This is a genomic window from Pseudomonas sp. 1152_12, from assembly GCF_052850675.1.
In genome coordinates this window covers 458334-480255 of record NZ_VXCW01000003.1, presented here as the reverse complement: position 1 = coordinate 480255, position 21922 = coordinate 458334, and the positions used below count along the sequence as shown (strand labels likewise).

The window sequence follows — 21922 nt, the reverse complement described above, 5'->3', positions numbered from 1 at the left end:
ACCGGGTGCGTTTGCGCAGCCGACGGTTTACAGAGCCTTCTCGAAAATCTTCGAATTACGCTGGTAGTTGTACAACGACGCCCGCGCCGATGGCAGGCGATCCACGCTGCTCGGCACAAACCCACGCTCACGGAACCAGTGGGCGGTTCGGGTGGTAAGGACAAACAAGGTCTTCAAACCCTGGGCCCGGGCGCGAGTCTCAATGCGCTCCAGCAAGACATCACCGCGTGCGCCGTGACGGTACTCCGGGTTGACCGCCAGGCACGCCAGCTCCCCCGCATCCGAATCCGCGATCTGGTACAGCGCCGCACAGGCGATGATCATGCCTTCACGCTCAACCACGCTGAATTGCTCGATCTCACGCTCCAGCACTTCCCGAGAACGCCGCACCAGGATGCCCTGCTCCTCCAGCGGGCTGATCAGGTCGAGCAGACCGCCGACGTCCTCAATCGCGGCCTCCCGCACCAGTTCGAATTGCTCCTGGGCCACCAGCGTACCGCCGCCGTCCCGGGTGAATAGTTCGGTAAGCAAGGCGCCGTCTTCGGCGTAGCTGACAATATGGCTGCGCCCTACCCCGCCACGGCACGCTTCGGCAGCGGCATCCAACAGTTCAGCTTGATAGTTGCTGCCCAGGCGCTGCAGATGCGCCGGAACTTGTTGCGGGCGCAATTCGCGGACCAATCGACCATGTTCGTCGATCAGCCCCAGATCGGCGCCAAACAGCAGCAACTTGTCGGCGCCCAGGTCGATGGCGGCGCGGGTGGCGACGTCTTCGCAGGCCAGGTTGAAGATTTCCCCGGTCGGCGAGTAACCCAACGGCGACAGCAGCACGATGGAACGCTCGTCCAGCAGGCGGTTGATGCCCTTGCGATCGACCCGGCGCACTTCGCCGGTGTGGTGGTAATCCACGCCTTCAAGCACACCAATCGGCCGTGCCGTAACTAGGTTGCCGCTGGCGACGCGCAGGCGCGAGCCCTGCATCGGCGAGGAGGCCATGTCCATCGACAGGCGTGCCTCGATGGCAATGCGTAGGTGGCCGACCGCGTCGATCACGCACTCCAGCGTCGCGGCATCGGTGATGCGCAAGCCTTCGTGGTAAGCCGGGGTGAGGCCGCGCGCTTCAAGACGCGCTTCGATTTGTGGGCGCGAACCGTGGACCAGCACCAGCCGTACACCCAGGCTGTGGAGCAGCACCAGGTCGTGGACGATATTGCCGAAGTTGGGATGTTCCACACCATCGCCGGGCAGCATGACCACAAAGGTGCAGTCGCGGTGGGCATTGATGTAAGGCGAAGCGTGACGAAGCCAATTGACGTATTCGGGCATAAAACCTGGGCCTGTAATAAAAAGCAGCCTAAAAAGGATGAATCGTGAAAGCGCACAGCGGGCTGATGGTTATCGTCGGAACAGGCTTGGCGACACGCTCGCTCTCCTTATGTACGAATGGGCTGGGGTTAATTTATGCAGGTTTCAGGCAGTAATGTTCGATCAGTTCCCGCAATAGACGCACTGTAGGCGTCAAGCGTGACATTTCGAGGTACTCGCCCGGCTGGTGAGCGCAGGCGATATCGCCAGGACCGAGCACCAAGGTTTCACATCCAAGGCGCTGAAGATAAGGCGCTTCGGTGCCGAACGCCACTGCTTCGGCACGATGACCGGTCAATCGTTCAGCGACCCGCACAAGCTCCGCGTCTTCGGCCTGCTCGAACGGTGGCACTTCGGGGAACAGCGGCGCGTAGTCGATCTTGACTTTGTGGCGCTCAGCCAAGGGTTCGAGCTTCTGCCGAATCGCGTCGCGTAGCACCTGCGGGTCCATCCCCGGCAAGGGCCGCAGGTCGAATTCCAGAGAGCATTGGCCGCAGATGCGATTGGGGTTGTCGCCGCCGTGAATACAGCCGAAGTTCAGGGTCGGTTGCGGCACGCTGAATTGCGGGTTGCGGTACTCACGCTGCCAGGCCAGCCGTAGGCCGCGCAGTTCACCGATGGCGTCATGCATGGCTTCCAGGGCACTGTGGCCCAGACTTGGGTCCGACGAATGGCCGCTTTGGCCAAGGATGTCGATGCGTTCCATCATCACGCCTTTGTGCAGGCGGATCGGCTTGAGGCCCGTCGGCTCTCCGATCACCGCCGCGCGGCCCAACGGGCGCCCGGCCTCGGCCAGCGCGCGTGCGCCGGACATGGAGCTTTCTTCGTCGCAGGTGGCGAGAATCAGCAGCGGTTGCTTGAACGGCTGATCCAGCAGTGGCAATACCGCTTCGATCGCCAGCGCGAAAAAGCCTTTCATGTCACAACTGCCCAGACCCACCCAGCGACCGTCGACTTCCGTCAGCTTGAGCGGGTCGGTCTTCCACAGCGCAGCGTCATAAGGAACGGTATCGCTATGCCCAGCCAACACCAGCCCGCCAGGGCCGCTGCCGAAACTGGCCAGCAGGTTGAACTTGCCGGGGCTGACTTGCTGGATGTCGATGGCAAAACCCAGGTCACCCAGCCAACCAGCGAGCAGGTCGATCACCGGGCGGTTGGTCTGATCGAGAGACGCTTGGGTGCAACTGACCGACGGTGCGCCAATCAACGCGGCGAACTGCTCTTTCATAGACGGTAATGGCATGCGCGGTCTCTCAACTTCCCGGATGAGCCTCACTATAGAACCATCTGCACGACACAATAAACCGTTGCGGCGCGTTGCCGGGCTCACTCCTGTACACTGCACGACCTTGGCAGCCACTCTTTTCCCCGGCTGCGCTCCCGATCCTGGATTTTCCGGCCATGCAGAAAGAAACCGAAATCAAGCTCCGCGTCAGCCGCGAAACACTCGCCGCGCTGCGTGAGCACCCGTTACTGAAAAAACGCAACAAAAGTGGCTGGGAACGCCGTGAGTTGATGAACCAGTATTTCGACACCCCCGAACGCGACCTGGCACAGGCCAAAGTTGCCCTGCGTTTGCGCAAGGACGGTGACGAAATCATCCAAACCCTCAAGACCCGCGGCCAGAGTGTCGCCGGCTTGTCGGAGCGTAACGAGTACAACTGGGACCTGCCCAAAGCCAAGCTCGACGTGAAGAAACTCGACGGCGAGTGCTGGCCCGAGCAATTGGCCGAGCTGGACAAGAAGACCCTCAAACCGATATTCACCACCGACTTCGTGCGTGAACGCGCCGAAATCGCCTGGGGCCGTGGCAAGGCCAAGGTGGTGATCGAAGCAGCTCTGGACCTGGGCCATGTTGTGGTCGGCAAACAGAAAGAAGAAATCTGCGAGCTGGAACTGGAACTGCGCGAAGGTGAACCGGCCGCCCTGCTCGAGCTGGCAGCCGAACTCGCCGCGACCCTGGCCCTGATGCCGTGCGACATCAGCAAGGCCGAACGGGGCTACCGGCTGTACGACGCCAGCAGCTACTCGCTGAGCCTGCCGGCCCCGCAGATCCAGGCCGAAATGCCGTTGGATGATGCGTTCGCCGCGATCATGTGGCACCTGCTGGGCAGCAGCCAGCGCCTGGCTGAGCAATACCGTTTCAATGGCCACTGGCGCCTGCTGCAGGACTGGGTCGAAAACCTCGGCGAACTGCGTGCGCTGATCGGCAGCCTCGGTCAAGCCGCTCCACGTCAATCCACCAGCGAACTGCGCAGCGCACTGGATGCGTTGCTGGAAGACTGGCGCCCACTGGTGCAGGCCGGTGACGACGACGAAGACATCCGCAAAGCCGCGCCGGAACAGTTTATTGAAGAACTGCAAGACGTGCGCTGGGGCTTGTTCTCGCTGAACACCTCGCGCTGGTTGCTGGCCCGCAGCTGGACTGCCGACCGCAACGTGCGTGGTAACCGCCAGGGCGCCGCGCAGATCACCAACTGGCTGCCACGCTTGTTGGCTGACGACGCCGTTGCCCTGCAACTGTCGCGTTACCAGCAGCAACCGGAAGACCTGGCCGAACAACTGCCGCGCATCGAACGTATCCAGGCTTGGCTGCACCATGCACGTCAGGTGGTGGATATTCCTGAACTGGACCGTTTGTATGGCGAGCTGAACAAGCTGGCGCAACTGGCTAACCAGCCGATTACCGATGAATCGCTGGATGCGCGTATGCATCAGGCGATTGCGGTGTATCAGAACCGTGCCTGGAAGACCCTGCTGCGCCTGTAATACCGCGCAATTCGATCAACTGTGGGAGCGGCGGTGCGACTTGCTCGCTCCCACAGGTTCGGCGCTAAACCGGCAGGCTGGTGGTGGACTTGATCTCAGATAAGGCCACAATCGAATTCACCTCCTGAATCCCCGGTACCATCGACAGCTTCTCGAAGAAAAACTGCTCATACGCCTCAATATCCGAGGTTACGATGCGCAGCAGAAAATCCACCGCACCCATCAGTACATAACACTCCAACACTTGCGGAAACCCACGAATCGCATCGGTGAACTCCGTGAAGTTGGATCGGCCGTGGGCGTTGAGTTTGATCTCGGCAAAAATCTGCGTGTTCAGGCCGATTTTCTTGCGGTCCAGCAGCGTGACCTGGCCGCGAATGACGCCCTCGTCCTTGAGCCGCTGGATACGTCGCCAGCACGGTGACTGCGACAGGCCTACCTGTTCGGCGATCTGCGCACTGGAAAGCGAAGCGTCCTCTTGCAACAGGGCAAGGATGCGGCGGTCGTAGGCGTCCAAATCACTGCGCATAAAAATACCTATTTCCTTGCTTATCTTGAATTACATTACTCAAGTATCTGCGATTCAAGCCCATCTTAGATAAGAAATCTCCGTTGGAGAATGTGAAAATTTCTCCAGTCATTCCGGAGAGTCAGCATGCACGCGGTCGAAACCAACCACCCCACCACCCGCGACGATGCGTGGGCAGTCAACAGCGCTCATTGCCAGGCGCTTTATCAGATCGTGGCCGAAGCTGAACCGGACGTGCTGTGCCGGGTGCTGAACTATTTCGCACTGCAGTTCCTGACGCCGCAACAGGTCAATGTGAATCGCGAAGGAGACTCTCTGAGCATAGATATTTTGATCGATGGTTTGAGCTGGCACCGCGCCCAAGTGATCGGTGAAAAGATTCGAAACCTGATCAGCGTGTGTTCGTTGGAGCTGGGGCCAGCTGATGCCTTGCGGCCTCAGATCGTGACAGCGGTTGCGCAGTAAAAACCTGCAATACACCCTAGGAGGTGATTTTTCAGGGGCTGACTAGCCTGGGATTACGCCCGACGCCACCCAGGAAATCCCATGCCCACTGCCTTGCATGATCACCCATTGGAATTGCACCGACTGTTGCCTGCTATGGTCGAGCAGGGTCTGATTACAGCGCAAGTGGCGCATAAGCTGGCGACGGCACCCGCAACTCAACATCCTTTGGAATGCATCGCGGCTGAAGGGGTTTGCCTGGAAACCTTAACTCAATGGCTTGCCCAGCACGTCGGGCAGCCTTATCTGCGTATCGACCCGTTGAAGATCGACGCCGCGGCGTTAGTGCCATTGATGTCTCACGCCTTCGCACAACGCCACGCCATCCTTGCGGTGGCGGTGGATGCGCAGACCGTTACCGTCGCCAGCGCCCAGCCCTATATCAGCGGATGGGAGGCTGGGTTGGCGCAGGTACTCAAGCGCTCGATCAAGCGCGTAGTCGCCAACCCCCGGGATATTCAGCGTTGCATCGACGAGTTTTACCGGTTGGCCAAGTCCGTCAGCGGCGCTGACCAAAAGGTGACAGCGGCTGGCAATTTCGAACTGCTCAACCTCGGCGCCAGCGACAAAGAACCGGACGCCAATGACGCACATATCGTCAATATCGTCGATTGGCTGCTGCAGTACGCCTTTGGTCAGCGGGCCAGCGATATCCATATAGAACCCTGTCGCGACCAGGGCCGGGTGCGTTTTCGTATCGATGGGTTGCTGCATGACGTCTATCAGTTCCCTCCCCAGGTCACCATGGCCGTCGTCAGCCGCCTGAAAAGCCTAGGCCGCATGAATGTGGCGGAAAAGCGCAAACCCCAGGACGGCCGGGTCAAGACCAAGAGCCCGATGGGGGCCGAAGTGGAACTGCGTCTCTCAACATTGCCGACGGCATTCGGCGAAAAACTGGTGATGCGAATTTTCGACCCGCAGGTACTGCTCAAGGATTTCGACCAGCTTGGCCTGTCGGCCGAGGACCAACAGCGCTGGCACAGCATGACCAGCCAGGCGAACGGCATCATCCTGGTGACCGGACCGACCGGCTCGGGCAAGACCAGCACGCTCTACGCCACGCTCAAGCAGCTCGCGACCCGAGAGGTCAACCTGTGCACGGTGGAAGACCCGATAGAGATGGTCGAGCCCGCCTTCAACCAGATGCAAGTGCAGCACAATATCGACCTGAGCTTCGCCAGCGGTATTCGCGCCCTGCTTCGCCAAGATCCGGACATCATCATGATCGGTGAAATTCGTGACCAGGAAACTGCAGAAATGGCGATGCAGGCCGCATTGACCGGGCACCTGGTGCTATCAACGCTGCATACCAACGATGCGCCCAGCGCTATCAGTCGCCTGCAAGAACTCGGCATTGCTCATTATTTGATCAAAGCTACGCTGATAGGCGTGATGGCGCAGCGCTTGGTGCGGCTGTTGTGCCCCCACTGCAAGCGTGCGGTGAACGCGTCGAATAACGTCCATGAGGCGGCCGGGTGCTTGGAATGTCGTGACAGCGGTTATCAGGGCCGGGCCGGGCTCTACGAAATCATGGTCATGGACGAAAAGCTCAAGGCGCTTATTACCCCTGGCACCGACACGCAGGCTCTACGCCGGGCCGCGCTTGGGCAAGGCATGTGCAGCCTGCGCATGACCGGTATCGATAGAGTGAACGCCGGCCTGACAACAATGGCGGAAGTCTTGCGGGTAACACCTGGGGATTCAGATACAAATGCTTTTATTGTTGGGCCATGAAACCGTCCTTATCTGTGACCAGACCGTTACAATCAGCCAAACGCTGTTTCACTGACATCATCAGATAGGGAATCGCAATGCAGATCGGAACCGTACTGCTTCTTTTCGTGGGTTTGGCCGTTGCCATCCTGTTCATGGGTTTTAAAGTGGTGCCTCAGGGCTACCAATGGACAGTCGAGCGTTTCGGCCGCTACACCAACACCCTCAAACCCGGCCTCAATATCATCATCCCGGTCATGGACCGCATCGGTCGCAAGATCAACGTGATGGAAAGCGTGCTGGATATCCCGCCCCAGGAAGTCATCACTGCCGACAACGCCACCGTGCAAATCGACGCCGTGTGTTTCTTCCAGGTGGTCAATACCGCCCAGGCCGCCTATGAGGTCAACAACCTCGAGCATGCCATCCGCAACCTGCTGCAAACCAATATCCGTACTGTGCTCGGTTCCATGGAGCTGGATGCAATGCTGAGCCAGCGTGACGGTATCAACGAAAAACTGCTGCGCACCGTGGACGAAGCCACAGCACCGTGGGGCATCAAGATTACCCGGATCGAGATCAAGGACATCAGCCCGCCTGCCGACCTGATGGCCGCCATGTCCGGCCAGATGAAAGCCGAGCGGATCAAGCGCGCACAGATTCTAGAAGCCGAAGGCCTTCGGGCATCGGCGATCCTGACCGCCGAAGGCAAGAAGCAGGCGCAGATCCTCGAAGCCGAAGGTGGGCGTCAAGCGGCATTCCTGGAGTCTGAAGCCCGTGAACGCCAAGCGGAAGCAGAGGCACGTGCGACACAGGTTGTTTCCGAAGCAATCGCCACCGGTAACGTGCAGGCCATCAACTACTTCGTCGCGCAAAAATACATCGACGCCTTGGGCAAACTGGCTTCGGCCAACAACAGCAAAGTCATCTTGATGCCGCTGGAAGCCAGCCAAGTGATTGGCGCCGTCGGTGGTATCGGCGAAATCGTCAAGGCAACCTTCGATAATAAGAAAGGCTGAGGCCATTGTGATGTGGGATTTCCTGCAGCATCTGTCGTTCTGGGATTGGTTGGCACTGGGGACGGTGCTACTGATTCTTGAAGTGTTCGGCGCCGGTGGCTACCTGCTATGGATGGGGATCGCCGCCGCCGCCGTGGGCGTGATCAAGTTCCTGATCCCGCCGCTCGGGCTGGAATGGCAACTGCTGCTATTCGCTGTGTTATCGATCCTGACGGCAGTGTACTGGTGGAAACGCCAGCGTAGCAGTGCCAAGGTCAGCGACCAGCCGGGGCTGAACATGCGTGGCTCGGAATTGATAGGGCGCACTTTCATGGTGCACCAGGCGATCGTAGATGGTCGGGGCAAGATAAAAGTCGGCGATAGCGTGTGGATGGCAACCGGGCCGGACAGCCCAATAGGCGCTCATGTACGTGTCATCGGTCAGGATGGCGTGGTTTTACAGGTCGAAACTGTTTAGTCAGTGATGGAACTCGATTGGGTTATCTACAATCAAACTGTTCAGATAACCCACCCGGAGTCACCCCCATGCGTCTCAAATATGCTGTCGCGACCCTCGCTGTGCTTTCCCTACCTGTCGGCTCAGCCATGGCCGACAGCTTCTGGCGCAATGTCATCTCGTCCGGCGCCACCACCGGCTCGACGTACTTGACCTTCAAGGACCACAAACTGGTAGTCGCCGCCCAAGATGACGCTGGTAGTTTTGTTGCCAGCGACGGCGGCATCCGTGGCCCATACCTTGAAGCTGCCATGCAGAAAGTCCGCGCCGATAACCCTGGCCTCAAAGCCACCGATATGGAATTGGCCAACGCTATCCTCGCGAAAAATGCTGTGACCGAGTAACGGCGACCTGTAAAAAATGCCGCTCTTTTGGAGCGGCATTTTTTTGCGCTGACTTTTCCTACCTTGACGGCACAGACATGGGTGCCTGAACAGGATAAGTCCTGTCGACCACTTCACGAGGGCGACCACAAGCTACCGATTCCTTTTCCACCAGCGAATCGACCACCATGCAAAAACTGTCTTCCCTTCTACTCCTCGCCGCGATCATCACACCGTATGCCCAGGCAGAAGGGTGGTACGGCTCGGCAAAGCTCAACAGTACCCGTCAGAATCTCTCCAGTTCCTTGCTGACCAGCCCACGCGTCACTCATCAGATAGATGCACCCGACAGCAACAAAGCATTCACCGGCTCATTCGCAGCAGGGTATGCCTTTGCCGAGGGCTGGCGCCTGGAGGGCGAATACACTACACGCAACAGCTCGACGTTCGACGCCTATTGGGCGCCCTTCAACGCCAACGTCAACCGTCTTGAAATCGATAGCCAGCGCTTGATGCTCAACGGCTATAAAAACATCCCGCTTAACGACTGGCTGTCGTTTTACGGCATGGCCGGCATGGGTATCGTGCACATTGACGCCGAGGGTTATCAGGGCAACCCTAACCGTCAGTTCGCCAGCAACCGCCAATACAACTTCGCCTATAGCGTAGGCCTGGGCCTGGACGCCAAGGTCAGCGAAAAACTGACCCTGGGCACCGGCTGGCGTTACGTGGACATGGGTCAGGTTGAAACCGGCTACAACACCTTCGTCAACCGGGCAAATGCCAAGGATGAGCAGCTCAAGGGCAAGCTCAAAGAGCAGAATGTGTTTTTTGAAGCTCGCCTGTCCTTCTGACACGCCACTGAAAATGCCGCTGACAAAGCGGCATTTTTTGTGCCTTATATGACGATTCATTCACGGGCGACAGGCTATATTCAGTCGAACCGTGCAACCATGCCGGTACTGATACGCCCCTCACTCATCGCCTATCTGAAACGGATGCCTTCGTCGTTATGAGCCAACAGCCCTTTCTGCCGTTTTCCAAACCTACCATTGATGAAGCCACCATCTCGGCGGTCGGCGATGTACTGCGCTCAGGCTGGATCACCAGCGGGCCTAAAGTGCAGGCATTCGAAGCGCAACTGTCGGAATACTTTGGCGGCCGGCCGGTGCGCACATTCAACTCCGGCACCTGCACCATGGAGATTGCCTTACGCGTGGCCGGTATTGGCCCTGGGGATGAAGTTATCACCACGCCGATTTCCTGGGTCGCCACGGCCAACGTGATTCTGGAAGTGGGCGCCACACCAGTATTTGCCGATATCGACCCGGTCACCCGCAATATCGACCTGGCCCAGGTAGAAGCGGCAATCACTCCGCGCACCAAAGCGATCATCCCGGTGTACCTGGCGGGCCTGCCGCTGGATATGCCAATGCTTTATGCGTTGGCCAACAAATACAACCTGCGCATTATCGAAGACGCCGCACAGGCACTGGGCTCCAGCTGGGACGGCGAGCGTATCGGGGCCACCGGCGACTTCGTGTCGTTCAGCTTCCAGGCGAACAAGAACATCACGTCCTCCGAGGGCGGTTGCCTGGTGTTGAACAACGCCGAAGAGGCTCGCCTGGCCGAAAAGTATCGCCTGCAGGGCGTTACCCGTACCGGTTTCGATGGTCTGGATGTGGATGTGCTGGGCGGCAAGTTCAACATGACCGACATTGCCGCAGCTATCGGCCTGGGGCAATTTGCCCATATCGAGAAGATCACTGCCCATCGCCAGAACCTGGCACGACACTACTTCAAGTGCTTCGGCAGTGACTTTGAAGCACAGTACGGCGCGCAATTGCCGCCGGCGGATTTCGAAAACAGCAACTGGCACCTGTTCCAGCTGGTATTGCCGGAGCGCCAGGACGGCCTGCCTGCACGCGCAACCTTCATGGAGCAAATGCAGGCCCACGGTGTCGGCATTGGCTATCACTACCCGCCGATCCACCTGCTGAGCCTGTATCGGGCACAGGGTTTCAAGGAAGGCATGTTCCCGGTAGCGGAGCGTGTTGGGCGTTTGATCGTGTCGTTGCCGATGTTCACGGCGATGACAGAGGCGGACGTGGAGCGGTCGGTCGCTGCGGTTAAAGCGGTACTGAAAGCGAGCTGAAAACAAACTGCCAGCTATCCGCAATCAACTGTGGGAGCTGGCTTGCCTACGATGGCATCAACACGGTGTAACCGCTACACCGAGGCGTCTGCATCGCAGGCAAGCAAGCTCCCACATTGATTTGTGCTGTTCCAACTGCTCGCGTTTACTCGCCGATGGCGGCTTTGTAGCCGGCGGCATCCAGCAGTTTTTCCAGATCAGCCGGGTTGCTTGGCTTGAGTTTGAAGATCCAGGCGCCGTACGGGTCGGAGTTCAACAGCTCAGGGCTGCCACTCAGCTCCTCGTTCACGGAAATCACTTCGCCAGCAACCGGGGCGTAGATATCCGAAGCAGCCTTCACCGACTCAACCACGCCAGCCTGGCCTTGAGCGTCAAACGGGGCGCCAACTTCCGCCAGCTCAACGAACACCACATCACCCAACGCTTGCTGAGCATGGTCGGAAATACCGACGGTCACGGTGCCGTCAGCTTCCAGACGGGCCCATTCGTGGCTCTCGGCAAAACGCAGGTCGGCAGGGATATCGCTCATAGTCTGTGTCCTCAAGAAGAAATGTCAGCGGCCTTTGGCCTGCCGGAAATAGTTAGATCAAGGTTTTGCCATGGCGCACGAAGGTCGGTTTGACCACTCGAACCGGGTACCACTTGCCGCGGATTTCCACTTCGGCCCGATCGGCAGTCGCCGTCGGTACACGCGCCAGGGCAATGGATTTGCTCAGCGTAGGAGAGAAACTACCACTGGTGATCTCCCCTTCGCCAACATTGGCGATACGAACCACTTGATGAGCGCGTAAAACGCCACGCTCTTCCAGTACCAACCCGACCAATTTGAACTGCACACCCGCAGCCTTTTCCGCCTCGAGGGCAGCGCGACCGATGAATTGACGCTCGGCCGGCTCCCACGCGATGCTCCAGGCCATGTTGGCCGCCAGGGGCGAAACATTCTGGTGAATGTCCTGGCCGTACAGGTTCATACCGGCCTCCAGGCGCAGGGTATCGCGAGCGCCCAGGCCAATGGGGGAAATGCCGGCGCCGACCAGGTCGTTGAAAAAACCCGGAGCCTGATCGGCGGGCAGGACAATTTCCAGGCCATCTTCACCGGTGTAACCCGTGCGGGCGATAAACCAATCGCCCTCTGCCTGGCCTTCAAAGGGCTTGAGCTGGTGGATAAGCGTGCCGCGAGACTGGGTGACCAGCTCGGAGATTTTCTGCCGGGCGTGCGGGCCTTGTATGGCGAGCATGGCCAATTCTGACCGCTCATGCAGCTGAACCGAGTAGTCGCCCAGCCGCGCTTGCATCCAGGCCATATCCTGATCACGCGTAGCGGCGTTGACCACCAGCCGGTAACCGGTTTCGGTGCGATAGACGATCATGTCGTCCACCACGCCACCCTGCTCATTGAGCATGGCGCTGTAAAGCGCACGGCCGCAGCCATGCAAACGATCGACATCATTGGCCAGCAGGTGCTGGAGCCATTCCTTGGCCTGAAGGCCTGTGACATCAATCACGGTCATATGAGATACATCGAACACCCCGCAGTCGCGTCGCACCTGATGGTGTTCTTCAACTTGCGAGCCGTAATGCAGAGGCATATCCCAACCGCCAAAATCGACCATTTTCGCGCCAAGGGCGAGATGCAGGTCATACAGAGGCGTACGCTGTCCCATGGGTTTCTCCTTCCGGGCTTGGCGAAGATGCGCAGAGCTGCCGCTTTACGCTGAACATACCGAATTACAAGGCCTGCAGCGATATACAGCGACTCGCTCCAAAAGACGGAGCGCACCGAATGCCGCGCATTGTAGCCGTAAGCCGTAGGACTGGCACCTAACCGATTTGCCGGGCGGAGCGCCGGATCAGGCCGATCACTGGCAACAGGCCCACCAACACCAGTGTCAGCGCCGGCAGCGACGCCCGCGCCCACTCCCCTTCACTGGTCATTTCAAAGATCCGCACCGCCAGGGTATCCCAGCCAAACGGGCGCATCAGCAGGGTCGCGGGCATTTCCTTGAGCACATCGACGAACACCAGCAGCGCCGCGCTCAACGTGCCCGGCAGCAACAGCGGCAGATACACTTTGCAAAACAGTCGCGGTCCACTCACCCCGAGGCTGCGTGCGGCTTCGGGTAACGCTGGGCGGATTCGCGCGAGGCTGTTTTCCAACGGCCCGTAGGCCACCGCCAGGAAGCGCACCAGATAGGCCAGCACCAGCGCCGACAGGCTGCCGAGCAACAAGGGCTTACCCGCGCCGCCGAGCCAACCCGACAACGGCACCACCAGCTCACGGTCCAGGTAACTGAACGCCAACATGATCGACACTGCCAGCACCGAGCCAGGCAAGGCATAGCCGACGTTGGCCAGGCTGATGCCGGAGCGAATTGCCCGTGTCGGCGACAGACGTTTGGCAAAGGCCAATATCAACGCCACGCTGACCGTGATCAGGGCCGCGATGCAGCCCAAGTAGACGGTGTGGATGATCAACCCGGTATAACGCTCATCCAGATCGAACCGCCCGCGCTGCCAGAACCAGACGACCAGTTGCAGCATAGGGATGACAAAGGCGCACGCGAACACCAAGCCACACCAGGTACTGGCCGCTGCGGCCTTGAACCCGCGCAGGTGGTACAACGCCTTGCCCCGTGGCCGTTCATTACTCGGACGGCTGGCACCTCGCGCGCGCCGTTCGCCGTATAGCACCAGCATCACCACCAACAGCAGCAGGCTGGCCAGTTGGGCGGCGCTGGACAGGCTGAAAAAACCGTACCAAGTCTTGTAGATGGCCGTGGTGAAGGTGTCGAAATTGAATACCGAGACAGCGCCGAAATCCGCCAGGGTTTCCATCAGCGCCAAGGCTACGCCAGCACCAATCGCCGGCCGCGCCATGGGCAGCGCCACACGCCAGAACGACTGCCATGGTGATTGGCCAAGCACCCGTGCCGCCTCCATCAAGCCTTTGCCCTGAGCGAGGAACGCCGTGCGCGCCAGCAGATAGACGTAGGGATAGAACACCAGCACCAATACGATGATTACGCCGCTGGTGGAACGCACGCGCGGCAGGCGCAAGCCATTTCCAAAACCTTCACGCAGCAGGGTTTGCACCGGCCCCGCAAAATCCAGCAGCCCGACAAACACAAAGGCCAGCACATAGGCCGGAATCGCGAAAGGCAGCATCAACGCCCAGTCGAGCCAGCGCCGCCCAGGGAACTCGCAGAGACTGGTCAACCAGGCCAGGCTCACGCCCAACAGCGTTACGCCGACACCGACACCCAGCACCAGCGTCAGGGTGTTGCCCAGCAGACGCGTCATCTGGGTTTCCCACAAGTGGGACCAGATCTGTTGATCGATGCTTTGCCAGGACAGCAACAGCACGCTCAGCGGCAGCAGCACCAGGGCGGCGACGGTAAAAACCGGCAGGTACCAGCGGCGTTGGGCGGGGTGAGCCAAGGAAAAACTCTCAGAGTGTCAGTTGTCTTGAAAGCACCATCCACCAATGTGGGAGCGGGCTTGCTCGCGAAAGCGGTGTATCAGTCACGCATGTATCAACTGACACGACGCATTCGCGAGCAAGCCCGCTCCAACATTTGATCTGCGGCGTTCTAAAATTTAGTTCCAGCCAGCGCGATCCATCAACCGAATGGCCTCAGCCTGACGCTTGCCCGCGACTTCCACCGGCAAGGTATCCGCCACGAACTTGCCCCAGGTTGCGACTTCCGCTGATGGCGGCACGGCCGGGTTGGCCGGGAATTCCTGATTCACATCGGCAAAGATTTTCTGCGCCTCAGGCGTGGTCATCCATTCGACCAACGCCTTGGCGGCTTCCGGGTGTGGCGCATGCTTGGTGAGACCAATGCCCGACAGGTTCACATGCACGCCACGGTCGCCCTGGTTCGGCCAGAACAGCTTCACCGCCAGGTCTGGCTTCTGCTTGTGCAGGCGCCCGTAATAGTAAGTGTTGATGATACCCACGTCGCACTGCCCGGCGTTGATGGCTTCGAGCACGGCGATGTCATCGGAGAATACGTCAGTGGACAGGTTGTTGACCCACCCCTTGACGATTTCTTCGGTCTTCGCCACGCCATGGGTTTCGATCAGCGTCGCGGTCAGCGACTGGTTATAGACCTTCTTCGCCGTGCGCAGGCACAGACGGCCTTCCCATTGCTTGTCGGCCAGGGCTTCGTACGTGGTCAGGTCACCGGGTTTTACCCGGTCGGTGGAATAGGCGATGGTTCGCGCACGCAGGCTCAAGCCGGTCCAGGCGTGGCTGGAAGAGCGATACTGCAGAGGAATGTTCTTGTCGATCACCGCCGAGGTGAACGGCTGCAGGATGCCCATTTGCTCGGCCTGCCAGAGGTTACCGGCGTCGACGGTGAGCAGCAGGTCGGCGGTGGCGTTTTCGCCTTCGGCCTTGATCCGCTGCATCAGCGGGGCTTCCTTGTCGGTGATGAACTTCACCTGTACGCCGGTTTTTTGGGTGTAGGCGTCGAACACCGGCTTGATCAGTTCGTCGATGCGCGATGAGTAGACCACGACTTCGTCGGCTGCCTGCACGGTGGTGCTGCCGATAAGGGTGAGTGCCAGGGCAGTCAGGAGGCGTTTGGGTGCCAACATGGGTGCGGTCTCTCATTTGCAAAAAGAGGGCAAATGATAAAGACTCACATTTGGTAACGCTCGACGGAGGCGTTACCAGATGTTGCGCGGTCGCCTCAAGGCTTGGCCAGCTCCGGCAGATCCCCCGTCAAACCGAGCGCCTGGCGCACAAAAACCGCCTTGGCTTCGGGCATCTGGTCGACCATCTTCAACCCGGCGTTACGCAGCCAGCGCAAGGGCAATTGATCGGCCTGGAACAAGCGCTCAAAACCTTCCATCGCCGCCATGAGCGCGAGGTTATGCGGCATGCGCCGACGCTCGTAGCGGCTCAGCACCTTCACATCGGCCAGGCGCTCGCCGCGCTCGGTCGCTGACAACAATACTTCGGCCAGCACCGCCGCATCGAGGAAACCCAGGTTCACACCCTGCCCCGCCAACGGGTGAATCACGTGCGCCGCATCGCCGATCAGCGCCAGGCCTTCGGCCACGTAGCGTTTGGCGTGGCGTTGGCGCAACGGTACACAGACACGCGGGTCAGCGCTGATCACCGTACCAAGCCGGCCTTCAAAGGCGCGCTCCAATTCACGGCAAAAGCGTTCATCATCCAGCGCCATCAGGCGTTCGGACTCCGCCGGGGTGGTCGACCAGACGATGGAGCACCAATCCTCTTGCCCATCGCGTACCAGCGGCAAAAATGCCAGCGGGCCAGTGTCGGTAAAGCGTTGCCACGCCGTACGCTGGTGCGGCTGGCTGCTGCGCACGCTGGTGACAATGGCGTTATGCAAGTAATCCCATTCGCGGGTCGCGGTGCCGGTCAGGCGACGTACGGCGGAGTTGGCGCCATCGGCGGCGACCACCAGTGGAGCACGTAACTTGCGGCCATCGGCAAGGGTCAGCAGCCAGTCATCGCCGGAGCGGCGCATCTGCTCCAGGCGTGCGTTGGCCAAAAGGCCCAGGTCGCAGTCGTGCAGGCGGTCAAGCAAGGCATCCTGAACCACACGGTTCTCGACGATATGCCCGAGTACTTCGGCATGCACGCTGGCCGCCGAAAAGTGGATCTGCCCGGTGCCGCTGCCGTCCCACACTTGCATTTCGCCATAAGGGCTGGCGCGCCGCGAGACGATGCCGTCCCACACCCCGAGGCGCTCGAGGATGCGCTGGCTGGCGGCCGACAACGCGCTTACGCGGGGTTCGAAGGCCGCGTCCTGATCGAACGGTTTGACGCTCAGCGGGCTGCCGTCCAGCAGCAACACCTGCAGACCACTGCCCTGCAACGCCAGCGCCAGGGCGCTCCCGACCATTCCGGCCCCGACAATCAGCACATCTGCGCGCATGTCCATGCTTTAAGCCTGCTTTGCTGGCGGCTTGCGCCGCACGTAAAGGGTTTTGTCGACCCGCGCCACCAACGTGCCGGAGCCGTCATGAATCTGTACCTTGAGGTGGGGCAAGTACTTCTCGCCACCTTCGGTCTGCCTGCGAATTTCGTCCAGCAAGGCCTCGTCGATGGAAAATTCGGCGTATACCGGGCCTTTACCCGGTGACACAAAGTCGATGCTCGCAGCCTTATCCCACACGATGTAGTCGCGGCCCAGGTTCTCCATCAACAGCAACATGTAGAACGGGTCGACCATCGAATACAGGCTGCCGCCAAATTGCGTGCCGACGTAATTGCGGTTGTACCAGCCAAGCCCCATGCGCACTTTGACATGACGAAAGTCAGCGCTCATGTGCTGCACGCTTATCCCCGCCCCCAGATAAGGCGGATAAAGAGTCATGACCCAACGCAACAGCCGCGCTTTACCCAAACGCTGGATCAACCACTTACGCATCGGGACGCGTCCCCAAGCCCATGGCCTGACGGGCGAACCAGCGTTTGGCAGGCGGTAGCAGGTCCAGGCCCAGCAGGCCCATATTACGGCCCATGGCCACCAATGGTTGAGCGCTGCCAAACAGGCGCGTGACTTGATCGGAGAAGCCCACGGTCAGTTGCTGGTCCCGGCGTTGGCGCTCGCGATAGCTTTGCAACGTCGCCAAATCGCCCGGCACTGCCGGCCCGGTCAGTAAGGCCTCGGCCAAGGCGCTGGCATCGCGCAGGGACAAATTGAAACCCTGCCCGGCAATCGGGTGCAGGCTGTGAGCGGCATTGCCGAGCACGGCCAAGTGCGAGCGTACTTGCTCTTCAGCTTCCACCAGCGTCAGCGGGTACAGGTGCCGCGCGCCGACTTGCTTCAGGGTGCCCAAGCGGTAACCGAACACGCCCTGTAACTCGCTGAGGAAACTGCGCTCATCGAGGTTGGCCAGACGCTGAGCGTCCATGCCGATGCGCGTCCACACGAGCGCGCAACGGTTGTCCGGCAGCGGCAGCAAGGCCATCGGGCCTTCATCGGTGAAACGCTCGAAGGCCTCGCCGTTGTGGGCTTCACTCGGGGTGATATTGGCGATCAGCGCACTCTGGTTATAGGGCCGGGTTTTCACGCCGATGCCCAGTTGCTCGCGCAAACCGGAGCGGCCGCCATCAGCCAATACCGCGAGGTCGCATTCCAGCACGGTTTCATCGTTGAGGGTCAGGCGATAGCCATCGGGCAGCGGCTCCATGCGGGTGACTTCAGCAGGGCAACGCCAACTGACCACTTCTTTGTCCAAGCCTTGCCACAGGCATTGGCCGAGCCAGGCGTTTTCCACCACATAGCCGAGGGCCGGCACGCCCTCCTCCATGGCGGACAGGCGCGCGGTGGAGAAGCGGCCACGGTCCGACACGTGAATCTGTTTGATCGGCTCGGCGCGACGGGAAATGTCCTGCCACAAACCCAAGCGCTGATAAATCTGCCGAGCGCCGTAGGACAACGCCGAAGAACGCGCGTCGTAACTCGGCTGGTAACTGTCACCCGGCGCGAAGGGTTCGATCAGCACGATCTTCCAGCCCCGCGCCTTCGCACCCGCCTGCAACGCCAACGCCAAGCTGGCTCCCACCAGGCCGCCACCGATAATTGCCAGGTTGACGCGGCTCATCGGGCAGCCGCCATCAGCGCTTCGATCTCGGCGACTGTTTTTGGCACGCCGCCGGTCAGGATTTCACAGCCTTGCTTGGTCACTACCACGTCGTCCTCGATGCGTACGCCAATGCCACGCCATTTCTTCGCCACGTTCTGGTTATCGGGCGAAATATAGATGCCGGGTTCCACGGTCAAGGCCATGCCGACTTCCAGCACCCGCCATTCGCCGCCCACTTTGTACTCGCCCACATCGTGCACATCCATACCCAGCCAGTGGCCGGCGCGGTGCATATAAAAGGTGCGATAGGCTTCGCTGGCAATCAGCTCGTCGACGTCGCCTTGCAGCAGCCCTAACTTCACCAGCCCGGCGGTGATGACTTTCACCGTCGCCTCGTGGGCCTGATTCCAATGTTTGTTCGGCGCGATCTCGGCAAACGCGGCTTCCTGGGAGGCCAGCACAATCTCGTAGATCGCCTTCTGCTCGGGCGAAAACCTGCCGTTGACCGGCCAGGTGCGGGTGATGTCGCTGGCGTAGCAGTCGATCTCGCAACCGGCGTCGATCAGCACCAGGTCGCCGTCCTTGAGCACGGCGTCATTCTGCTGGTAATGCAGAATGCAGCTGTTGCGCCCGGCGGCGACGATGGAGCCATAGGCGGGCATTTTCGCACCGCCCTTGCGGAATTCGTAATCCAGCTCGGCTTCCAGGCTGAATTCATGCAACCCCGCGCGGCTGGCCTGCATCGCCTTGACGTGGGCGGCGCAAGAAATTCGCGCGGCCTCGCGCATCACCTTCACTTCTGCCGCCGATTTATACAGGCGCATGTCGTGGAGCAGATGATCCAGGGCAACAAATTCGTTCGGCGGCTGGGCGCCCAGGTGTGCTTTAGAGCGGATCACGTTGATCCACTCCATTACATGCCGGTCGAATTCGGCGTTGCTGCCCATCGCCGAGTACACCCGGTCGCGCCCTTCGATCAGGCCAGGCAGGATGTCGTCGATATCGGTGATGGGGAACGCATCATCGGCGCCAAAATCGCGGATCGCGCCTTCGGTGCCAGCGCGCAGGCCGTCCCACAATTCGCGCTCGGCATTACGCTCGCGGCAGAACAACACATACTCGCCGTGCAGGCGACCGGGCATCAGCACGATCACCGCTTGCGGTTCAGGGAAACCGCTCAGGTACTGGAAGTCGCTGTCCTGGCGGTAAACGTGCTCGACATCGCGGTTGCGGATCGCCACGGCGGCGGCCGGCAGGATCGCGATGCTGTTGGGTTCCATCTGCGCCATGAGCGCCTTGCGGCGACGGGTGTATTCCGCCTTGGGGATATTGATCATGGGCAGGTGGGCTTCCTTTCTTAGTGCAGCGACGGCTTGGGTGTAGCAGGCTCAGCCGATTTTTTGGTCTCGGTGAACAGCAGCAACGGCGCGACGCGCAGGTACTCCATCACTTCCATGTAGTCGCCTTCGCCGTCTTCAGATTCTTCCAGGGCGTCTTGCACCTGGGAGATCGCCGCCAGGTCCTGCAGCACCTCCTTTGCGTCGGTGCTCAATTCAAGGCCGCCGGCGTTCACGCCAAAACCGTGGAGAAAACCCTGGCACCATTGACCCAGTGCGGCAGCGCGTTCGGTGAGCGGCGCGTCGTCGGTCGGCAGCAGCAGGACCACGGTGACGTCGTCGCCGGTCAGCTCGCCTTTGACCATCTCTTGCAAGCCGATCAACGCGTTACGCACGTTCTCGGTCGGCTCGGTTTCGAGCAGTTCGGCCACATCAGCCAGCCAGTTGTCGGCATCAAAGCCAACACCGGTGCAACTGCGGCCCAACAGCACGCCGTGCAGTTCGGCAGGCGAGCAAGGATGACCGCTGGTGCTCAGCAGTTTGGAAAAAGCATCGTACGGGGAGTTCTGAATAGGCATGGTGAGCTAGGCGCCAGACGGCGCAATGTCTAGAATGAAGCGCTGTATCCTAGCACCGGCAGACGTACCAAGACTATCGAGGGCGTCAGATCGTTTATCCTGCAGTTGCCATTCATCAGACAAATCCAGTGGAACCCAATGGAAGACACCGACCTGCAAGCGCTGATGGCCAGACTCGAGTTGCTAATTGATCGGGTCGAGCAACTTAAGAGTCAAAACGGACTCCTATTAGCTCAGGAAAAGACCTGGCGCGAGGAACGCGCTCACCTCATTGAAAAAAACGAAATCGCCCGGCGTAAGGTCGAATCGATGATTTCGCGCCTGAAGGCCCTGGAGCAAGACTCATGAGTTCAAGCAATAGCGTTACCGTGCAGATCCTCGACAAAGAATATTCGATCATCTGCCCCCAGGAAGAACGCAGCAACCTGGTGAGTGCTGCCCGCTACCTGGATGGCAAGATGCGTGAAATCCGCAGCAGCGGCAAAGTCATCGGCGCCGACCGTATCGCCGTGATGGCCGCGCTGAACATTACCCACGATTTGCTGCATAAGCAGGAACGGCCTGACGTGCAGGCCAGTGGTTCAACGCGCGAGCAAGTGCGTGACCTGCTGGAGCGGGTTGATCTGGTGCTTTCTACCGATCCAGAGCCACCCAAGGGCTGATTGCCGAGACTGTTTAAGGTATACTCGCCCCACTCCCTGGCGTGTTTGCCAGTCGGCGATGTCCCTGAGCCGATTCGCACTACCCTGGAAGTTGCACGTTGGGCTGGTGTGCATGTCCGCTAGACGGAAAGCCTTAAAGCCTACTGCATCTTCCACCTTGAACTTTCGGGTTCAAGGGCTAAGTCGACAGCGGCTCTGTCGGGGAGCCTGAATTCCCAAACTCAATGCCAGTCCCAGGACTGGCATTGTTTTATGAGCCGAAAAACCATGAACGAACCTGCGCCGCTTTCCCGCCCGCAACTTCGACGCATGTTGCGCAAGGCTCGCCGCGAGCTGACGCCGAGCGAACAACGTAAAGCAGCCCAAGGCTTGTATCGGCAACTGGCACAGCACCCGCTGTTTCGCCGTGCCAAACATATCTCTTTGTATCTACCGACGGACGGTGAAATCGATCCGCGCCTGCTGCTGCGCGCCGCTCAGCGACGGGGCAAGGCCACTTACCTTCCGGTGCTCAGTGCCTGGCCGCGGACAAAGATGGTATTCCAGCGTGTGCGGCCTGGGGATAAGTTGTTGCCCAATCGCTTTCGCATTCTTGAGCCGCGCGTGAATGCCAATCGCCAGCGCCCGGTATGGGCACTTGATCTCGTGTTGTTGCCGCTGGTGGGGTTCGATGATGTGGGCGGGCGCCTGGGCATGGGCGGCGGGTTTTATGACCGCAGCCTGGCCTACCTCGCCAGGCGCAAAAGCTGGCGCACGCCGACACTGCTGGGTCTGGCCCATGAATGTCAGAAAGTCGAGCGCCTGGCGCAGGCAAGCTGGGACGTGCCACTGGCGGGCACCGTCACCGATGAGCGCTGGTATGTCGCAGAAACGTCGCTGGACTCAGCGACGCCTTGAAAC

The 21922-nt window shown here is 60.0% G+C and carries 23 protein-coding genes and 1 other RNA gene; 12 read left to right on the top strand and 12 right to left on the bottom strand.

Features of this window, described 5'->3' with window-relative positions; genetic code table 11:
* Window positions 1-27: 27 nt before the first annotated feature.
* Together argA and argE are read right to left on the bottom strand one after the other, a co-directional pair.
* The gene (gene argA, locus FW764_RS07595; RefSeq protein ID WP_446433397.1) at window positions 28-1326 is read right to left on the bottom strand and encodes an amino-acid N-acetyltransferase; all 1299 of its coding nucleotides are present in this window, start codon (window positions 1324-1326) and stop codon (window positions 28-30) included.
* Between the two features lie 133 nt (window positions 1327-1459).
* Window positions 1460-2608 (bottom strand): acetylornithine deacetylase, encoded by a 1149-nt coding sequence (gene argE / locus FW764_RS07590; RefSeq protein ID WP_083356214.1) that lies wholly within the window; start codon window positions 2606-2608, stop codon window positions 1460-1462.
* 158 nt (window positions 2609-2766) lie between these two features.
* Here argE and FW764_RS07585 point away from each other — a divergent pair, with 158 nt between their 5' ends.
* Window positions 2767-4134 (top strand): CYTH domain-containing protein, encoded by a 1368-nt coding sequence (locus FW764_RS07585; RefSeq protein WP_446433396.1) that lies wholly within the window; start codon window positions 2767-2769, stop codon window positions 4132-4134.
* A gap of 64 nt (window positions 4135-4198) precedes the next feature.
* On the opposite strand, the gene FW764_RS07580 is transcribed toward FW764_RS07585, so the two are convergent.
* A complete protein-coding gene (locus tag FW764_RS07580) occupies window positions 4199-4663 on the bottom strand; it encodes an Lrp/AsnC family transcriptional regulator (protein WP_446433395.1) in 465 nt (154 codons plus the stop codon).
* Between the two features lie 126 nt (window positions 4664-4789).
* Here FW764_RS07580 and FW764_RS07575 point away from each other — a divergent pair, with 126 nt between their 5' ends.
* The 7 genes from FW764_RS07575 (at window position 4790) to FW764_RS07545 (ending at window position 10873) form a co-directional block, all read left to right on the top strand.
* Window positions 4790-5128: a hypothetical protein gene (locus tag FW764_RS07575; RefSeq protein ID WP_446433394.1), complete on the top strand. Its 339-nt coding sequence runs from the start codon at window positions 4790-4792 to the stop codon at window positions 5126-5128.
* Window positions 5129-5209: 81 nt separating this feature from the next.
* Entirely contained in the window at window positions 5210-6901 is a 1692-nt protein-coding gene (locus FW764_RS07570) for a GspE/PulE family protein (protein WP_446433393.1), read from the top strand.
* Window positions 6902-6978: 77 nt separating this feature from the next.
* Complete coding sequence (locus tag FW764_RS07565; RefSeq protein WP_024077991.1) at window positions 6979-7899, top strand: SPFH domain-containing protein; 921 nt, start codon at window positions 6979-6981, stop codon at window positions 7897-7899.
* A 10-nt stretch (window positions 7900-7909) separates the two neighbouring features.
* On the top strand, window positions 7910-8356 hold the full coding sequence (locus tag FW764_RS07560) for an NfeD family protein (protein ID WP_446433392.1): 447 nt from the start codon (window positions 7910-7912) through the stop codon (window positions 8354-8356).
* A 68-nt stretch (window positions 8357-8424) separates the two neighbouring features.
* Window positions 8425-8739 (top strand): DUF2388 domain-containing protein, encoded by a 315-nt coding sequence (locus FW764_RS07555; RefSeq protein WP_043046966.1) that lies wholly within the window; start codon window positions 8425-8427, stop codon window positions 8737-8739.
* Between the two features lie 167 nt (window positions 8740-8906).
* Entirely contained in the window at window positions 8907-9572 is a 666-nt protein-coding gene (locus FW764_RS07550; protein WP_446433391.1) for an outer membrane protein, read from the top strand.
* Window positions 9573-9730: 158 nt separating this feature from the next.
* Complete coding sequence (locus tag FW764_RS07545) at window positions 9731-10873, top strand: DegT/DnrJ/EryC1/StrS family aminotransferase (protein ID WP_446433390.1); 1143 nt, start codon at window positions 9731-9733, stop codon at window positions 10871-10873.
* A 145-nt stretch (window positions 10874-11018) separates the two neighbouring features.
* On the opposite strand, the gene gcvH is transcribed toward FW764_RS07545, so the two are convergent.
* From gcvH to FW764_RS07500, 9 genes are all read right to left on the bottom strand, one after another.
* Window positions 11019-11402 carry a glycine cleavage system protein GcvH gene (gene gcvH / locus FW764_RS07540; protein ID WP_446433389.1) on the bottom strand — a complete coding sequence of 128 codons (384 nt, stop codon included), beginning with the start codon at window positions 11400-11402 and terminating at the stop codon, window positions 11019-11021.
* Window positions 11403-11454: 52 nt separating this feature from the next.
* Window positions 11455-12537 carry a glycine cleavage system aminomethyltransferase GcvT gene (gcvT, locus tag FW764_RS07535; protein WP_446433388.1) on the bottom strand — a complete coding sequence of 361 codons (1083 nt, stop codon included), beginning with the start codon at window positions 12535-12537 and terminating at the stop codon, window positions 11455-11457.
* Window positions 12538-12694: 157 nt separating this feature from the next.
* Window positions 12695-14311, bottom strand: a complete 1617-nt coding sequence (locus FW764_RS07530) for an ABC transporter permease (protein ID WP_446433387.1) — start codon at window positions 14309-14311, stop codon at window positions 12695-12697.
* Between the two features lie 159 nt (window positions 14312-14470).
* The gene (locus FW764_RS07525) at window positions 14471-15475 is read right to left on the bottom strand and encodes an extracellular solute-binding protein (RefSeq protein WP_446433386.1); all 1005 of its coding nucleotides are present in this window, start codon (window positions 15473-15475) and stop codon (window positions 14471-14473) included.
* A gap of 95 nt (window positions 15476-15570) precedes the next feature.
* Window positions 15571-16788, bottom strand: coding sequence for a 2-octaprenyl-3-methyl-6-methoxy-1,4-benzoquinol hydroxylase (locus tag FW764_RS07520; RefSeq protein WP_446433460.1), 1218 nt, complete (start codon window positions 16786-16788; stop codon window positions 15571-15573).
* Between the two features lie 9 nt (window positions 16789-16797).
* Entirely contained in the window at window positions 16798-17283 is a 486-nt protein-coding gene (locus FW764_RS07515; protein WP_407019442.1) for a DUF4442 domain-containing protein, read from the bottom strand.
* Entirely contained in the window at window positions 17276-18463 is a 1188-nt protein-coding gene (gene ubiH / locus FW764_RS07510; RefSeq protein WP_446433385.1) for a 2-octaprenyl-6-methoxyphenyl hydroxylase, read from the bottom strand. The genes FW764_RS07515 and ubiH overlap by 8 nt, the downstream gene beginning before the upstream one ends.
* Window positions 18460-19782, bottom strand: a complete 1323-nt coding sequence (gene pepP / locus FW764_RS07505; RefSeq protein ID WP_446433384.1) for a Xaa-Pro aminopeptidase — start codon at window positions 19780-19782, stop codon at window positions 18460-18462. Before pepP ends, ubiH begins: the two co-directional genes overlap by 4 nt.
* 20 nt (window positions 19783-19802) lie before the next feature.
* Window positions 19803-20360: a YecA/YgfB family protein gene (locus tag FW764_RS07500; RefSeq protein WP_169851286.1), complete on the bottom strand. Its 558-nt coding sequence runs from the start codon at window positions 20358-20360 to the stop codon at window positions 19803-19805.
* A 138-nt stretch (window positions 20361-20498) separates the two neighbouring features.
* On the opposite strand from FW764_RS07500, the gene FW764_RS07495 reads away from it, so the two are divergent.
* From FW764_RS07495 to FW764_RS07480, 4 genes are all read left to right on the top strand, one after another.
* Entirely contained in the window at window positions 20499-20708 is a 210-nt protein-coding gene (locus FW764_RS07495; RefSeq protein WP_003177365.1) for a TIGR02449 family protein, read from the top strand.
* Entirely contained in the window at window positions 20705-21022 is a 318-nt protein-coding gene (locus FW764_RS07490) for a cell division protein ZapA (protein ID WP_003213956.1), read from the top strand. Before FW764_RS07495 ends, FW764_RS07490 begins: the two co-directional genes overlap by 4 nt.
* 30 nt (window positions 21023-21052) lie before the next feature.
* Window positions 21053-21231: non-coding RNA, 6S RNA (gene ssrS, locus FW764_RS07485), on the top strand.
* 58 nt (window positions 21232-21289) lie between these two features.
* The gene (locus tag FW764_RS07480; protein ID WP_446433459.1) at window positions 21290-21919 is read left to right on the top strand and encodes a 5-formyltetrahydrofolate cyclo-ligase; all 630 of its coding nucleotides are present in this window, start codon (window positions 21290-21292) and stop codon (window positions 21917-21919) included.
* Window positions 21920-21922 lie beyond the last annotated feature (3 nt).

Bases quoted from the DNA above. Each gene is read 5' to 3' on its own strand.
- FW764_RS07565 (WP_024077991.1), top strand. From the start codon at position 6,979: ATGCAGATCGGAACCGTACTGCTTCTTTTCGTGGGTTTGGCCGTTGCC.
- FW764_RS07525 (WP_446433386.1), bottom strand. From the start codon at position 15,475: ATGTTGGCACCCAAACGCCTCCTGACTGCCCTGGCACTCACCCTTATC.
- FW764_RS07495 (WP_003177365.1), top strand. From the start codon at position 20,499: ATGGAAGACACCGACCTGCAAGCGCTGATGGCCAGACTCGAGTTGCTA.
- FW764_RS07545 (WP_446433390.1), top strand. From the start codon at position 9,731: ATGAGCCAACAGCCCTTTCTGCCGTTTTCCAAACCTACCATTGATGAA.
- FW764_RS07555 (WP_043046966.1), top strand. From the start codon at position 8,425: ATGCGTCTCAAATATGCTGTCGCGACCCTCGCTGTGCTTTCCCTACCT.
- FW764_RS07575 (WP_446433394.1), top strand. From the start codon at position 4,790: ATGCACGCGGTCGAAACCAACCACCCCACCACCCGCGACGATGCGTGG.
- FW764_RS07560 (WP_446433392.1), top strand. From the start codon at position 7,910: ATGTGGGATTTCCTGCAGCATCTGTCGTTCTGGGATTGGTTGGCACTG.
- FW764_RS07585 (WP_446433396.1), top strand. From the start codon at position 2,767: ATGCAGAAAGAAACCGAAATCAAGCTCCGCGTCAGCCGCGAAACACTC.
- gcvT (WP_446433388.1), bottom strand. From the start codon at position 12,537: ATGGGACAGCGTACGCCTCTGTATGACCTGCATCTCGCCCTTGGCGCG.
- FW764_RS07550 (WP_446433391.1), top strand. From the start codon at position 8,907: ATGCAAAAACTGTCTTCCCTTCTACTCCTCGCCGCGATCATCACACCG.
- FW764_RS07570 (WP_446433393.1), top strand. From the start codon at position 5,210: ATGCCCACTGCCTTGCATGATCACCCATTGGAATTGCACCGACTGTTG.
- FW764_RS07580 (WP_446433395.1), bottom strand. From the start codon at position 4,663: ATGCGCAGTGATTTGGACGCCTACGACCGCCGCATCCTTGCCCTGTTG.
- FW764_RS07490 (WP_003213956.1), top strand. From the start codon at position 20,705: ATGAGTTCAAGCAATAGCGTTACCGTGCAGATCCTCGACAAAGAATAT.
- FW764_RS07480 (WP_446433459.1), top strand. From the start codon at position 21,290: ATGAACGAACCTGCGCCGCTTTCCCGCCCGCAACTTCGACGCATGTTG.
- FW764_RS07515 (WP_407019442.1), bottom strand. From the start codon at position 17,283: ATGCGTAAGTGGTTGATCCAGCGTTTGGGTAAAGCGCGGCTGTTGCGT.
- gcvH (WP_446433389.1), bottom strand. From the start codon at position 11,402: ATGAGCGATATCCCTGCCGACCTGCGTTTTGCCGAGAGCCACGAATGG.
- FW764_RS07520 (WP_446433460.1), bottom strand. From the start codon at position 16,788: ATGCGCGCAGATGTGCTGATTGTCGGGGCCGGAATGGTCGGGAGCGCC.
- ubiH (WP_446433385.1), bottom strand. From the start codon at position 18,463: ATGAGCCGCGTCAACCTGGCAATTATCGGTGGCGGCCTGGTGGGAGCC.
- FW764_RS07500 (WP_169851286.1), bottom strand. From the start codon at position 20,360: ATGCCTATTCAGAACTCCCCGTACGATGCTTTTTCCAAACTGCTGAGC.
- pepP (WP_446433384.1), bottom strand. From the start codon at position 19,782: ATGATCAATATCCCCAAGGCGGAATACACCCGTCGCCGCAAGGCGCTC.
- argE (WP_083356214.1), bottom strand. From the start codon at position 2,608: ATGCCATTACCGTCTATGAAAGAGCAGTTCGCCGCGTTGATTGGCGCA.
- argA (WP_446433397.1), bottom strand. From the start codon at position 1,326: ATGCCCGAATACGTCAATTGGCTTCGTCACGCTTCGCCTTACATCAAT.